Annotated in this window: 12 protein-coding genes and 1 pseudogene; 1 reads left to right on the forward strand and 12 read right to left on the reverse strand. The window is 48.2% G+C overall.

Annotated features, from left to right (window positions below; translation table 11 throughout):
* Nucleotides 1-56 precede the first annotated feature (56 nt).
* From AZ66_RS07465 to AZ66_RS07505, 10 genes and pseudogenes are all read right to left on the reverse strand, one after another.
* Nucleotides 57-680 carry a response regulator transcription factor gene (locus AZ66_RS07465; protein WP_044354265.1) on the reverse strand — a complete coding sequence of 208 codons (624 nt, stop codon included), beginning with the start codon at nt 678-680 and terminating at the stop codon, nt 57-59.
* Complete coding sequence (locus AZ66_RS07470) at nt 670-2,517, reverse strand: sensor histidine kinase (RefSeq protein WP_231586774.1); 1,848 nt, start codon at nt 2,515-2,517, stop codon at nt 670-672. The genes AZ66_RS07465 and AZ66_RS07470 overlap by 11 nt, the downstream gene beginning before the upstream one ends.
* 165 nt (nt 2,518-2,682) lie before the next feature.
* A pseudogene (locus AZ66_RS33730) lies at nt 2,683-2,958 on the reverse strand (PDZ domain-containing protein); the annotation flags it as partial.
* Nucleotides 2,959-2,994: 36 nt separating this feature from the next.
* Nucleotides 2,995-3,795: a CPBP family intramembrane glutamic endopeptidase gene (locus AZ66_RS07475; RefSeq protein WP_044354267.1), complete on the reverse strand. Its 801-nt coding sequence runs from the start codon at nt 3,793-3,795 to the stop codon at nt 2,995-2,997.
* Nucleotides 3,796-4,173: 378 nt separating this feature from the next.
* Complete coding sequence (gene hutI, locus AZ66_RS07480; RefSeq protein ID WP_044354268.1) at nt 4,174-5,457, reverse strand: imidazolonepropionase; 1,284 nt, start codon at nt 5,455-5,457, stop codon at nt 4,174-4,176.
* Nucleotides 5,458-5,582: 125 nt separating this feature from the next.
* On the reverse strand, nt 5,583-7,247 hold the full coding sequence (gene hutU / locus AZ66_RS07485; RefSeq protein ID WP_044354270.1) for a urocanate hydratase: 1,665 nt from the start codon (nt 7,245-7,247) through the stop codon (nt 5,583-5,585).
* Between the two features lie 53 nt (nt 7,248-7,300).
* A complete protein-coding gene (gene hutH, locus AZ66_RS07490) occupies nt 7,301-8,863 on the reverse strand; it encodes a histidine ammonia-lyase (RefSeq protein WP_044354271.1) in 1,563 nt (520 codons plus the stop codon).
* Nucleotides 8,864-9,089: 226 nt separating this feature from the next.
* Entirely contained in the window at nt 9,090-10,037 is a 948-nt protein-coding gene (locus AZ66_RS07495) for an alpha/beta hydrolase (RefSeq protein ID WP_044354272.1), read from the reverse strand.
* A gap of 68 nt (nt 10,038-10,105) precedes the next feature.
* Nucleotides 10,106-11,167, reverse strand: a complete 1,062-nt coding sequence (locus AZ66_RS07500) for an LLM class flavin-dependent oxidoreductase (protein WP_044354273.1) — start codon at nt 11,165-11,167, stop codon at nt 10,106-10,108.
* A 171-nt stretch (nt 11,168-11,338) separates the two neighbouring features.
* Entirely contained in the window at nt 11,339-12,601 is a 1,263-nt protein-coding gene (locus AZ66_RS07505) for an MFS transporter (protein WP_044354282.1), read from the reverse strand.
* A 249-nt stretch (nt 12,602-12,850) separates the two neighbouring features.
* Between AZ66_RS07505 and AZ66_RS07510 the strand changes: the two genes are divergently transcribed.
* Nucleotides 12,851-13,432: a TetR/AcrR family transcriptional regulator gene (locus AZ66_RS07510; protein WP_021259688.1), complete on the forward strand. Its 582-nt coding sequence runs from the start codon at nt 12,851-12,853 to the stop codon at nt 13,430-13,432.
* A 148-nt stretch (nt 13,433-13,580) separates the two neighbouring features.
* Here AZ66_RS07510 and AZ66_RS07515 read toward each other — a convergent pair whose 3' ends face one another.
* Both AZ66_RS07515 and nadA read right to left on the reverse strand, forming a co-directional pair.
* Nucleotides 13,581-14,237, reverse strand: a complete 657-nt coding sequence (locus AZ66_RS07515) for a DJ-1/PfpI family protein (protein ID WP_044354275.1) — start codon at nt 14,235-14,237, stop codon at nt 13,581-13,583.
* Nucleotides 14,238-14,440: 203 nt separating this feature from the next.
* A complete protein-coding gene (gene nadA / locus AZ66_RS07520) occupies nt 14,441-15,472 on the reverse strand; it encodes a quinolinate synthase NadA (RefSeq protein WP_231586775.1) in 1,032 nt (343 codons plus the stop codon).

Consider the following 15,472-nt stretch of genomic DNA (forward strand, 5'->3'; position numbering starts at 1 on the left):
ATGAAGATTACAGAAGAGTACGAGCTGCAAATGGATCACGAGCTGTATCCGCCGTTCTACTGGGTTTGATTTATTAGCATACCGGATTCGTAGCCCTTTACGACAGCACCAATGCGCGTCTTAACTCCAAACTTATCAATAATAGATGCAATGTGATATTCAACGGTTCGCTTGCTCATCGCAAGAATAATAGAGATCTCTTGATTACTCTTTTCTTGAGCAATCAGTTTAAGCACTTCCCGCTCCGTAGCGGTCAGTTGATCTTGCTTTAGACCGCTTAGAACGTTCTCCGGTATTAGAATATGGCCTAATACACTTTGCCTGATCGCATTAATGATCTCCTGGTAAGTAGCTTGTTTGGATAAATAAGCATGGACTCCAATATCGTACGCTTTTTGGTAGAACTCCTCATAGGTGTAGCCGGACAGCATAATAATTTTCATAGCTAGCCCGAATTTCTCTTTGCATAACTTCGCCACTTCGAAGCCATCCATATGCGGCATTGAAATATCCATCACGAATACATTTGGCTTCAAATGTTCCAGCTCTTGAATACCCTCACGTGGATCCGTGAAGGTTCCGACTACATGAAGATCATTCTCCTCGTTTATTCGGTTCTTTAATCCTTCCATGACTAAAGGGTGGTCATCCAGCAACATCACTTTAATTTTATCCAACATGAGAATGCTCCTCCATTACTGGCACGCAAATATGAACCTCTACACCTGCTCCTATTGAGGAATGAATATTCATTGAACCACCCAAATAATTGACCTGATGATGAATGGATACCAAACCGAAGTGACGTTGATCAGAGTTTTTCTGACCCAGTTCCGTAACGTCAAACCCTGTTCCGTTATCCTGAACTTTACACTGAAGTACACGCCCGGAATTCCAAATACTAAGGGTTACTTTTGAAGCATTGGCATGTTTGACTGCATTCGTAAGCAGTTCTCGGATGATTCTAAAAACATTCGTTTTCACTAATGGTTGCAGCACTAGATCGGACGATAGCCTATACTGGAATTCGATTTCTAGCTCCGCTCTCTCCTTCGTCGAGCGAATCAGCCATTGCAGTGCTTCCTTTAAATCGGTTTTGTCAACAATATGCGGATGAAGGCGGTCACATAATAGGCGAATCTCATTCTGTGAATCATATACACAATGAAGCCATAGCTTCACCTTCTGTTTATTGATCACTTTAGAATCATACAGCTCTTCTAAATCACGTGAAAGGAAAATGAGGTTTTGCAAGATTTGATCATGTAAGAAGTAAGAGGTCTGTATCCGCTCGGATTCCTGTGCCTCTAATAATAAATTATTCATCTCGTTGTTAGGATTGGCTGCCTCTTTGGTATTATCACCATCTTGAACTTTTGACGACATATAAACTTTTTGCATATTGGAGAGTAATTGAGCATTCCTTAATAACCGAAACACTTCCATATGTATTTTTTCTAAAAACTGAAGTTCCTCTGCCGAGAAAAACGTATTATTGCTCTTATGCCCAAGGCATAAATAATTCGTCTCCCCTATTTTCAACACTTCGCTAAAGTTATATTTTTGTCTTAAAACTAGCTCGCTACAATCCTCCATTAATAACTTTTCTTCCAGCTCTTCGAATATACCGACGCAATAGGCATGTTGTTGAACGCCATCTCTCCATAGGACGCAGATGCCCTCTACGTCGATTACTTCTTGGATCATCTCCACCAGCATCACGATCAAATCACGATTATTCTTCTTCTCCGCAAGCTGAATTGAGAGTTTAAGTTTCTCCTTCTCTAGCCATTGCTTTCTGCCGTTTACTTTGCCGTTAGCCCATTTCAAAGCCCCCTGATAGCTGCCTGTATAGGCGACTATGAAAAAAATATAGATCAAAGGCGACCACCTAAATGTGAACGAGCATAAATAAACAAAGAACAGCCCGGCAACAAACAACGTATGGATATATAGCCGGGAAATATAAAGCTGCATATCTACCATTCGCTGTTTAATCAAAATGTACATAATCGTAGAGGAAAAAGGGATAAGCCCCATAAGCGCATATTCTGGAGCTAATATATACTTTAATCCTACTAAGTTGGGGATTGCATATAAGAATAAAAAAGGAAGAAAACTAAGGGAAATTCCAGTGACAAGAATCAACAAATAGTTCTTTCGTATTCGATCAAAGTGCCTCCAATTTCGTCTTCCTAAAATTAATATAGCTCCGATAGCAAGCATAAATTGAATAAGTGTAATATCCCTGATCCAGTCTGGAATTTTGCCTATGGTGATAGTAAGTGAGGTAAAGAGAGTAAAAACTGCCAGCACAACTTTAGCGCAGGTAAACAGGTTTTGCACAATAGGTCTTACCTTTGTAAAAATCAATTGAAGAAACATGTCGAGCATCAAGTAAGGAATCCAGATTGAACATGCGGCCAAGATTACATTCGCTATGATCAATTCAGTCGCATAAATCGTCAAAATGATGAACGCCAACACGATATTCATTTTGAAAAATTTGCGAATCATATGTGATTCAGGCTTCCTAAAGTAAGTAAAACTTCCGATTCCAACGAGTATCAATTCCACGCCAATCGCAAAGAGCTGTTTAAAAAAGTCCCGCTGATCCACCTTGCCTTGTATTTCTGTGCCGTGATGGAGGAACGTATACGTCTTCACTTGTTTCATATCGATAATCTTGCTATGTTGCCAATCGGTCAATCTCTTTCCGTCCAAGGCTAAGAGCTCGTCGCCTGGTGCGATTCCTATTTCTTCTGCTTTCCCTCCAGGCTCTATCCCTTCTACGAACCATTTATCGTTATGATTCTCTAATTGAACCCCTATATAGGGATATTGAAAAGACTGCCCATGAATATAGAATGCAGCGAATAAAAAAAGAAACAAAGATAGATACACGAAATACTGATGCTTTGCCCTTACGTTTTTCATTACATTCACCTTGGTTGACATTTAATATAGTCGTGTGGCATGGGTTCTTTACTCATTTTACACTCCAACTAGTTTAAAAGTAATGATACCCCAAATCGTATTCACAAAAAGATGAAGCAAAATGGCACCATAAATATTTTTCCGGAGTTTGACTAATATCTCTTCGGGAATAAATATGGAGAGAGGAATGAAGGCCCAGTTCTGCGGTGCTTGCCACATATGATAAATTTGAAATAATACGGCAATAATTAACCAATCAAATGTAAGCGAGCCCACTTTTCTGAGCAAGTAACCACGAAAATAGATTTCTTCCCCCACAAAATTTCCGAACACCCCAATCACCAACAAGTACCACGGGAAATCATAATAACCTTGCTGCCAAATATGCCACTCTCCCATGTGAAAGAATGGGAGGCTATTTAAAAATTCATGCAAAGGCGGAAAGATGAACTTCATATAGGGAAGGGAGAGCAACGTAAATAGAATCACAATTACTGGAAACACAATAACGAGCCCTTTAATATCCAGTCTTGTAAAGCCTAAATACCGCAGGGATTCTTTAAAGGAGAGCTTATCAGCATATCGTAACATTGCAAATGGAAAAAATACATGCCAGACCGATGCCATAATAGCCAAGATGAAGAACTGCGTGTTATGACTAGATAAACCCGTCAATTCCATAAACGGCTCACGGAAAAAATAAATAAGAATATAAGTCAGTACCCCTGGAATGAGAGCAAGCATTAAATAAAACGTAATTTGCTTCTTCCCTCTTGCTTCATATTTTCGCAGAAAATCAACATAATCTTGATCCTTTAAATTAAAGAAATTCTTCAGCCTCTGATAAAATATAGCCAACTGTATTCACTCCAATCTATTGAATATCACTGTTTTTAATAAAAATAACATTCAGCAATAGATTGGCGAATCTGTATGTTTCGCATGATTTGCATGCAGCGACGCAATTAATTTTGCGCGATCACGCAAAAAAAAGAACACTGCCCCACTTTCGTTAGGCAGCGTCCTCTATAGATGGTTTTAGATGTCGAAGGACGCACTTTCGCTCCGCCATCCCGCGCGCCGGAATGGGGAGCACCCACGATGAGAGCTTACAGCTGTTCCTGTACGTACGTCCCTTTGCTGGATCCAACGGGCGACCACCGTTCCCAGTTCCAGTTGATCGCGGAGGGATAATCCCTCCGATGTGCGCTGCGGGTGTCCATCGTACGCCCCTTCTTACGCTTGCGCCATTAAGGTACGGTTCCATACTACCTGCATGCCGTTCTTGATGACGCCGAATGTATGATTGATACCGAAGTGATACGGCAAGTAGGCTAGATTAGGAGCATCGAAGATGGTCAAGTCCGCCCGCTTCCCGACTTCGATAGAGCCGATGGCTGCTGCACGTCCGATTGCAGCAGCTGCATTCAACGTGCATGCTGTCAGAATCTCTTCAGGCTGCATTTTCAAATTCAAGGATGCCAGCATGATGATGAGCTGGATCGATTCCGTCGGACAAGATCCAGGGTTGTAATCGGTGGAGAGTGCGACAGGCAGCCGGAACTTGTCGATCATATCGCGGGCGCGGGCATGCTGGGACAGACCAAGGTTGAAGGTCGTTCCCGGAAGCAGAACCGGAACAACCTTCCCTGCGGCCAGACTAGCTAATCCTTGATCAGTTGTCATCACCAGATGCTCAGCTGAAATCGCTCCCACCTCTTGCGCCAGTTCAGAGCCGCCTAGTGCAACAATTTCATCTGCATGGATTTTCGGAATAAGTCCATGGTGTCTGCCCTCCATCAAGATAACACGGGATTGCTCCACGTCAAATACGCCTTCTTCGCAGAAGATATCACAAAATTCCGCTAACCCTTCTGCTGCAACGGCCGGAAGCATTTCCTCAATGATTACGGCCACGAATTCCTCTGTCCGTCCTTTATACTCTTCCGGTACAGCGTGTGCTCCCATAAAGGTAGAGACGATGTCCACCGGATGCGTATCATGAAGGTGACGCGATACGCGCAACTGCTTCAGTTCTGTCTCCAGGTTCAGGCCATAGCCGCTCTTCGCCTCTATCGTCGTTACCCCTTGGAGCAGCATTTCATTCAGGCTTCGATAAGCCTTGTCGTATAGCTCTTGCTCGCTCCATTGCCGAGTCGATTTGACCGTGCTTAGAATTCCGCCGCCCTTCGCCAGAATATCAAGGTAGGGAACTCCTGAGCGCTTCATCGCTAGCTCGTGCTCACGGGAGCCGCCATGAACGAGATGCGTATGCGGATCGACGAGCCCAGGAGTCACGATGCGGCCTCCGACGTCAATCGTCTCGCGAATAGCCGTTCCAGCCAAGGCAGCCATCACATCATCCTCTTGTCCGACCAATACGATCTTTCCCTTATCAATGGCGACAGCTGCATTCGCAATTTCCTGAATCCGCCCCATCTCTTCCCCATATCTGGGCCCATTACCTTCGGGGGTGTATAAGCATCCGATACCTGTTAGAAGCAAATCAATCTGTTCCAATGAAAGAAACCTCCCTCGTTGCGTATTTAGGTAGGGTAATATTCCGTTAATCCTTTGTCGTTAGCAATCGGCAATTTCCCGTTCTGTCAGGACTGCTGGCGCATTACAATATTGATTCCGTGCTCTCAGGACTGTTGGCGCATTGGAATACAGATTCCATGCTGCTCCGCAGTCGCAACCGCTTCATCATAACCTGCATCTACGTGGCGGATGACCCCCATCCCCGGGTCGGTCGTCAAGACGCAGCGCAGCCGTTCCGCAGCTTCATCCGTGCCGTCGGCAACGACGACCATACCGGCATGCAAGGAATATCCCATGCCAACGCCGCCGCCATGATGGACAGATACCCAAGAGGCTCCTGCCGATGTATTAATAAGTGCATTCAAGATTGCCCAGTCTCCTACAGCGTCGGAGCCATCCTTCATTGCCTCCGTCTCGCGGTTCGGGGAAGCAACGGAGCCGCAGTCGAGATGATCGCGGCCAATAACGATTGGAGCGCTTAGCTCGCCTGACTTCACCATCTCATTAATCGCTAAGCCGAACTTGGCGCGATCTCCATATCCGAGCCAGCAAATACGGGCGGGCAGACCTTGGAAGGACACCCTCTCTTGGGCCATCGTGATCCAGCGGCGCAAATGATCATTATCCGGGAATAGCTTCAATACGAGTTCATCTGTCTTGCGAATATCTTCTGGATCGCCCGATAAGGCGGCCCAGCGGAATGGCCCTTTGCCCTCGCAGAAGAGCGGACGAATATAAGCCGGAACAAAGCCTGGAAATGCAAACGCATCTTGTACACCTTGATCGAATGCCACTTGGCGAATGTTGTTGCCGTAATCGAATACAACAGATCCGAGCTTCTGCAAGTCCAGCATCGCCTGCACGTGAACCGCCATACTGGCCTTTGCCAGCTCGATATAATGCTTCGGATCGCGGACGCGAAGAGCAGCCGCATCCTCCGAGCTGTAACCAACTGGGATGTAACCGTTGAGCGGATCATGAGCAGAAGTCTGATCAGTTACGAAGTCGGGCTTGATGCCGCGGCGCACAAATTCAGGGAACAGCTCTGCCGCATTGCCGAGCAGTCCGATCGATAACGGCCTCTTCTCATTGATTGCTTGATGTGCGAGTTCCAATGCTTCGTCTAAGGTCTCAGCCAATACATCACAGTAACGCGTTTCAATTCGGCGTTCAATCCGAGAACGATCTGCCTCAACAGCAATCACGACGCCATCATTCATCGTCACAGCAAGAGGCTGGGCACCACCCATGCCGCCAAGACCGGCCGTTAATGTAAGCGTGCCGCGAAGCGTTCCTCCCGCATGCTGTCGGGCAGCTTCCGCGAACGTTTCATAGGTGCCTTGGAGAATGCCCTGCGTCCCAATATAAATCCAGCTTCCCGCAGTCATCTGACCATACATCATCAGCCCTTTGCGTTCGAGCTCGCGGAAGTGATCCCAGTTCGCCCAATTCGGTACGAGCACAGAGTTTGACAAGAGTATGCGGGGTGCCCGCTCATGCGTACGGAATACACCGACCGGCTTGCCGGATTGAATAAGCAGCGTCTCATCACTCTCCAGCCGCTGTAGTTCACGGACAATGGCCTCGTAGGAAGGCCAGTTGCGTGCCGCCTTGCCAATCCCGCCATAGACCACCAAGTCTTCCGGTCGTTCCGCCACTTCTGGATCCAAATTGTTCATCAGCATGCGCATAGCCGCTTCCTGGACCCAACCTTTACATGTCAGCTCATTACCGCGCGGTGCACGAATGCTTCTCTTTACCTGATTCATCTTGTTACGCCTCCTTTTCATATGAAACCTGATGTTCTCTTCTTGAAGTCGACTTAATATAATCGGCCTGCTACTTCCTCTACGGCATGAAGGAACTCCCCTCTGCTAAGCGCAGATGCAACGGCTTCAATCTCCTTGCTTAGTGAGCGATCCGTCGTTACCGGCGGTACAAGCTTGCGCACCAAGTCGAAGAGCGCACGCGTCGAAGGAGCCAGCTTCCCTGCGCCTCGGAACTCGGCGGCTTCTGCCGCACAAATCAGTTCAATGGCCAGCACCTTGGACACATTGTCTACCACTTGTGCCGCATGGCGGGCAGCCGTCGTGCCCATCGATACATGATCCTCCTGATTGGCGGAGGAAGGGATCGAGTCGACGCTCGCCGGATGAGCCAGTACTTTGTTCTCCGAGACGAGCGATGCGCTCACGTACTGCGGAATCATCATGCCAGACGCCATACCAGGTTGATGGCTAAGGAAAGCAGGCAGCCCGCCAGACAATGCCGGATTGACTAGCCGCTCCGTGCGCCGCTCCGCTATGTTGGCCAGTTCGCTCATCCCGATTTTCAAGAAATCCATCGCAAACGCCATCGGCTGTCCATGAAAATTCCCGCCCGAGATGACTGTGCCCTGTTCCAAAAACAAAAGCGGATTATCGGTCGCTGCGTTCATCTCCACATTCAACTTATCCTCTACATAAGCAAGCACCTGTCGCGATGCGCCATGAACCTGAGGCAAGCAGCGCAGGGAATAGGCATCCTGCACACGAATGTCGCCTTGCTTCGTTGTCAACTGACTGCCGCTCAGCAGTGTTCTCAGATTGGCAGCGACGCCAATCTGCTCTGGATACGGCCGGACGCGCTGAAGCTCATCCGCAAACGCATCCGTAATCCCATTCAAGCACTCCACCGTCAGAGCCGCGATCGCATCCGCCGTCTTGGCAAGCCGCAGTGCATGCACATAAGTCAGTGCACCGATTGCTGTCATAATCTGTGTGCCATTGATTAGCGACAGTCCTTCCTTGGCCTGCAGCTGCACGGGCTTCAGACCTGCCGATGCCAATGCATCATGACCGGACATGCGCGTTCCATGGTAGACAGCTTCCCCTTCACCCATAAGAACTAGCGCCAAGTGCGACAATGGGGCCAAATCTCCGCTCGCGCCAAGTGATCCCTGCTCAGGTATCACCGGATGAACGCCGCGATTCAAGCAATCAATGAGCAATTGAAGCGTTTCCAGGCGAATGCCAGAGAAACCCTTCGCAAGGGCGTTCGCCCGCAGCAGCATGATCGTGCGCACCGCTGCCTCTGGCAAGAAAGAACCTACGGCACAGGCATGGCTCCGAATTAAGTTGGTTTGCAATTCTGCCGAATCCTCCGGCGAAATCATGACATCGCTGAACTTGCCGAATCCAGTAGTAACCCCATATACCACTTTATTCGCATCCACGAATTCCTCGACCATTTCACGGCATCGCATGACGCGCTGCACGGCGTCGGACGCGAGAACCACTGGAGCGAAATCATAGGCAATCGCAGCCAGTTGACCTAGTGTCAATTGTCCTCCGTCCAGCGTGATTGGCCCCGTATGCTCTTCTTGTTGCAAATGTTTAACTGCCACAACCATCCCTCTCCTTTCTTGCTTTACCAAAAGAAAGAGGCTGTGCGGAAGTTGTTAGCTTCCACACAGCCTCTTGTTCAAAAGGGCCGACCTATGAAATTGCTCATCCCAGTAACAATGATGAACGCGCATCACTATGCATCGCCCCTTCACTTGAATTAGATAGGCAAATATATCCATTCCATTTACTATTACATGTGTATTCATTTCTGTCAAGTATGGTGCATCAGCAGACTGACGGATTAAGCGCCTTGGCCATCGCATCCACATAGCCCTGGCTTGCGCGCCGGCTCACTTCCGCGTCGGGGACGAACACTTCGAAGCAATGATAGCTTCCAGGATACAGATGGAACTCAACATCTACACCTGCTTCCGCAAGTCGAGTCACATAATCAATCGTCTCATCGCGAAACAGATCGAGCTGGCCAATACACGTATAGGTCGGCGGCAGCCCCGCCAAACTTTCTGCGCTCGACGGCACCACGTATGGGGATACTTCGCGAGTGTCGCTAGCATCTCCCAAGTACATGCTCCAGGCTGCTACGTTATTCGTCCGGTTCCAGGTTGCGTTGTCGGCCATAACTTCATAGCTCGATGCCGACTTATTTCGGTTATCGAGCATCGGATATAGCGGCATTTGGAAGATAAGGGCCGGACCGCCTTTGTCGCGAGCCATTAAGGCAAGCGCTGCGGTTAGACCGCCGCCTCCACTCGCACCGGCTATCGCGACTCGATCTACATCAATGCCAAGCGATTCGGCTTCATTCGTCATCCATATCATGCCTGCATAACAATCATCAATTGCAGCTGGGTAGAGATGCTCGGGAGCAAGTCGATAATCGACCGATACGACAATGCAATTCGCTGCCTGCACGAAGCGTTCGCACAAGGTATCATCCATATCCGGATGTCCCATTACATAGCCACCCCCGTGAATCCACAGCATGGCCGGAAGCTTAGCGCTTGTTCGCGAGGCAGGTTCGTATACTTTGGCCAACATCTCGCCTGCTGCCCCCGGAATCATCTGGCTTGTTGTATGTACATGCTCTGATTTCTCGATCGGAGGATTCGACAACAAGCTTCTGCTCCACGCTAATTTCTCCTCTAGTTGAAAACCTGGAAATTGTTCTAATGCCGCTCTTAATTCCGGCAATACCCGGCTTTCGAAATTCATGTAAGAGCTCCTCCCATACTGAGATGTAGTTTCGAATCACTTGTTCTATCATCTATAACAACTTTGCTTTACGCTTGAATTCCCTCTTCAGCTTCCCACTTGCTAATTTCCTCCCGAACTCGTGGTGCCACCTCTGTCCCTAACAGCTCAATCGCTCTCATCACTTGGTCGTGCGGCATCGTGCTTAAGGGCACATACATCATAAAACGTGTAATGCCTACATGCTTGCGAAGGTGTATGATCTTGTGAGCAACCGTGTCCGGATCGCCAACATATAGCGCTCCTTCAAAGCTGCGGGCGGCGTCGAAGCTGGAACGGTCATAATACGCCCAGCCCCGCTCCTTGCCGAGTTTATTCATGCCTGCCTGGGTAGACGGGAAAAACATATCAGCTGCTGCTTCCGTATCCTCTGCAACAAATCCTATCGAATGTGAACCGACCTGGAGCCGCGATTCATCATGGCCAGCATGCGCGGCTGCCTTCTTATACAGCTGCACAAGCGGTGCAAAGTTCATCGGACTCCCACCAATGATCGCCAGCATCAGCGGCAGCCCTAGCAGACCTGCACGGATAGCGGACTCCTGATTCCCCCCGCTCCCAATCCATACCGGCAATGGAGCTTGAACCGTACGCGGATACACGCCCAGATTGTGAATCGCTGGCCGATGTCCCCCTGACCAGGTAACTTTTTCAGACTCTCTTATGTGAAGAAGCAATTCCAAATGTTCTTCAAATAACTCATCATAATCGTTCAAATCATAGCCAAACAGGGGAAAAGATTCGATAAAGGAACCCCGGCCCGCCATAATTTCAGCACGTCCATTTGAAATCCCATCAAGCGCAGCAAAATCCTGATAAACGCGTACTGGATCTGCTGAAGAAAGTACCGTCACCGCACTAGTCAGCCGAATGCGCGACGTTCGTGATGCAGCCGCTGCCAACACTATTGCAGGTGAAGATGCCGCATAGTCCTCGCGATGATGCTCCCCTATGCCGAACACATCAAGTCCCACCTGATCAGCAAGCACAATTTCCTCTACGACTTCGCGCAATCTCTGTGCGTGACTGATCACTTCACCAGTCTGAATATCCGGCTTTGTTTCTACAAACGAAGTAATACCAATCTCCACGAACAATCTCTCCTTTTCGTATCGTTCACAGCATATCGAGTAGGCTTGAGAACATTGATTTAACGTCGTACACATCTTCATTTCGAGTGATTATTCAGTTCTGTTGAGTGAGGTGGTAAGTAATGTGATTCATGATGCTGAGACTGTAGATTTTAGGACTGCAGCTTACCTTCATGCAGCAGCCCCAACGCGTCTGGTCATTGCCCAAAAAAGGAGAGCTGCTGCACTGACTGAGGCTCCGAGCACGCATACGCCGCCCCAGCCATAATGTGCATAGACATGGGTTGAAGCAATTGAGCCGCTTGCGCTGCCGATCGAATAGAACACCATGTATCCGGCAGTTAGTCGACTGCGCGCCTCTGCGCGCAAAGGAAGAATCATCGTCTGATTCGTGACGTGTACGGCTTGCACCGCCAAGTCCAGCAGAACTATGCCGATCATTAATGCGAATAAGGACTGCTCCGTATAGCGGATGAATAACCATGAGAGCAGCAGTAGAACCAGAGAAAAGCCCGTCGTTCTCTGTCCATAGCCTCGATCAGCCAGCTTTCCCGCTCGTGCTGCCGCTAACGCTCCGGCAACACCCGCTAGTCCAAACGCCCCGATAGCACTGTGTGAAAGCGATAGCGGCGGCGCACTAAGCGGCAGTACGAGTGAAGTCCACAAAATGCTGAAATCAGCAAAAATCAGCAGCGCCAGGACAGAGCGGATACGCAGCATCCGTTCTTGTACAAACAACGTAATCACGGATCCGAGCAGCTGAGGATAGGACAGTGACCTGACCTCACGCTCAATATGGGGCAGCACTCTAGCAAACATACAAACGATAAGCAGCAGCAGCACGGCGGAGACCAGATATACGGCACGCCAACCTGCAAGATCCGTTACAATACCGGCAATGGACCTTGCAAGCAGAATGCCGATGACAATTCCGCTTGTGACCATGCCAACGACGCGTCCTCGTTCAGCGGGGGCAGCCATCGTTGCTGCAAACGCCACAAGCGTCTGCGTCACTACGGCAAGCAGCCCCACCAATGCCATGCCAACAAATAGAACGGTGCTGGTAGGAGCAGTTCCCACAATAACGAGAGCGATCATGGACAATAACATCTGTCCGATAATTAACTGGCGCTGGTTCAACATATCTCCAAGCGGTACCAGCAGAAGCAAACCCACTCCATAAAAGATCTGAGTGATCGTAATCACGATGCCAATGAGCGAATGCTCAATACCAAGCTCAACCGACAGCTGATCGAGCAGTGGTTGAGCGAAGTAGATATTGGCGACAGACATGCCGCAAGCAGCTGCAAACAACAGAATCACATAACGAGACATCGTCGTGCGCTGATCAGATTCAGACGTAAGCTGTGATTCCTGTGCGGAATTTCCCTTGGCATGGGCATGAATCTCTGCCTTTTCAAGAATCTCCTCCATGTTGGACACACTTTACCTCCATTCGCTTACCTTAGTTATTATATTGTACCGATCGGTATGTTATAATTCCCAGTAAATATAGCTCACGCCAACTCCTATTGTCAATAAGTATATTGGACTTCATTAGCGTTTATAGAAGTGTCCATCTTCTCTCAGTTGGGATAATCCGTCCTATATTTGACAAAGAGAACAGCTAATCATAAAATAATAACATACTGTTCAGTACGTAAAAAAAGAGGGGTATGTATTGTGGCAAGAACTCGCGAATTTGACGAAGGTAAAGTATTAGATGCGGCCATGCAGCTATTTTGGGAGAAGGGATATGAGGCTACTTCGTTAAGCGATTTAACCTCCAGAATGGGGATTCAGCGCCCTAGCATATACGCTGCCTTTGGAGACAAAAAGGAATTGTTCGAAACTGCGCTGCGCAAATACATGATGTCCCGGGCTTCTGAGACACGTGACAAGCTTCAAAGCCACTCTTCTGTCAAAGAAGCATTTGCTGCGTTTTTTGCAGATGTGGTTGCTGAGGAATATGCAGGTGATTGCAGTCGGGGTTGTTTTTGCATAAATACCATGGTCGAACTTGCACCTCATGATGAGAAATTCGAAATTCTAACAAGAGAACATCAAATGTATCTGTCTGTCATTTTTCAAGAAACGATAGAACGCGGGATTCAATCAGGCGAGCTCGATGCCCATATAGAAGCGAAGGCTTTGTCACAAGCGCTCATCATCTCGCTAATTGGACTGACTGTTATGTTGAAGTCTCGTCCACAGCAATCATTTATTGATAATGCGATCAGAGCGACGCTTGCGTTGCTGAAGTAATGTAATGCAGGTCGTCTTGGGAAATGAAAAAGCAGCAGTCTAGTACCCGAATAAAGTACTAGACTGCTGCTTTCTATTTTCATCTGCTAATATCTCTCTGTTCTAATCCTCGCCTGTCTGTATCCAGACCTGATAGACGTATTACGATTTATAAATTCGGCTCCTGCTGTGAGAACTGTTGAAGCATTCCTCTTATCTGTTCTACCAATGGGGCCGGCGCTTTATGGGGCGAACCTGCATCAAACGGAGGCTGAGGATCATATTCCAAGATCAACTGCACTCCTTTGCTCATCTCTTCACCCATTTCCCAGGCTACCAATTGGAGTGCCATGTCGATACCGGAAGAGATGCCGGCCGCTGTGACGATTTTGCCATGGCGAACCACTCTCTCATCTGTTGGAATGGCTCCAAGCGAACGAAGCAGTTCGAAGGATCCCCAATGACTTGTTGCCTTGGCACCATTCAACAAGCCAGCAGCACTCAAAATCAAGGAACCGTTGCACACCGATGTCGTCCAAGTCGTGGTCTCATGCAATTGGCGTATCCAATTCAACGTAGCTTCATCATTCATCGGAGCTTTATAGTTTGGTGGGCTGCAGCCAGGCACGACAAGAATATCAGCTGAAGTAATCTCCGAAAAGCTGTAATCGGCATGCATATAGCCCATTTTCGAATCTAATGTAATCAACCCTTTTTCTTTGGCGACAAACTTCACTTTGCATTTCATTGTAGCCGCAAATACTTCATAGGGCCCAATTGCGTCTAAGGCTGTGATTCCATCGTATAGCATGATTGCGATTTCCATCCAAGACCTCTCCCTTACGCATGGTGTTTGAGTCGTATTCACACACAGTATACCATACCCCCCTATAGTATATTGGTGTCGATACTGTGAAACCATTGCTGGGTATAATGGAAAATAGCGTGTACATTCTCTATGCACCTGCGACTCTCAATCAGCAATACATTGATATCTCCAATAATTCGCTCGCCTCTAATAGCCCTTACCTAAATCTGCAGCATCCGATCCAGCGCCTTAACAGCATCGACCTTGATCGATTCTGGCACCGTAATGATGCCTACCGGCTTGCCTTGGTCAATCTGCTCCAATGACCAGAGCAAATGAGGCAGGTCGATCCGATTCATCGTTAAGCATGGGCACATATTCGGATTGAGCGATTCAATCTGCTTATCCGGGTGAGTATGGATGATGCGGTTCACGAGATTCATTTCCGTTCCGATACCCCACTTCGTTCCGGGTTCCGCGGCATTGATCGTATCAATGATATACTTCGTGGATCCCGCATAATCCGATAACGCAACGACTTCACGCGAGCATTCAGGATGAACGATAATCTGAATCTCCGAATCCCGCTCCCGAATACTGCGAATATTTTCTACCGTAAATTTCTCATGTACAGAGCAATGTCCCTTCCATAAGATAACCTGAATGCCTCGCACATCCTCACGATCTGTTACCAGCTCGCCCAGCTCTGGATCCCACAACGCCATGTCGCTCAGCGGAATGCCCAGATCATAAGCCGTATTCCGTCCAAGATGCTGATCCGGCAGGAAGAGGATTCGTTCCTTCTGCTTGAACGCCCATGCCAATACTTCCTTCGCGTTAGATGAGGTTACTGTCGCGCCTCCATGTCGGCCAACGAAGGCTTTAATCTCAGCCGATGAATTGACATAGGTTAACGGAATAATGGTGTCTCCATACACTGCCTGCAGACGTTCCCACGCCACCTCGGTCTGCTGCATATTGGCCATATCCGCCATCGAACAGCCAGCACGCATATCTGGGAGCACAACGACTTGACTCGGAGATGACAGCATGTCAGCCGTCTCTGCCATGAAGTGAACACCACAAAAGACAATAAACTCTGCATCTGTAATTCGCTGAGCAAGCTGCAGCGAGTCCCCTGTAATGTCGGCAAACTGAATGACCTCATCCTTCTGATAATGGTGGCCGGGAATTAACAATCTCGATCCGAATCGCTGCTTGATATCGCGCACCCGCTGCTCCATCTCTTCCAC

The organism is Paenibacillus sp. E194, from assembly GCF_000935845.1.
Taxonomy (GTDB): Bacteria; Bacillota; Bacilli; order Paenibacillales; family Paenibacillaceae; genus Paenibacillus_B; species Paenibacillus_B alvei_B.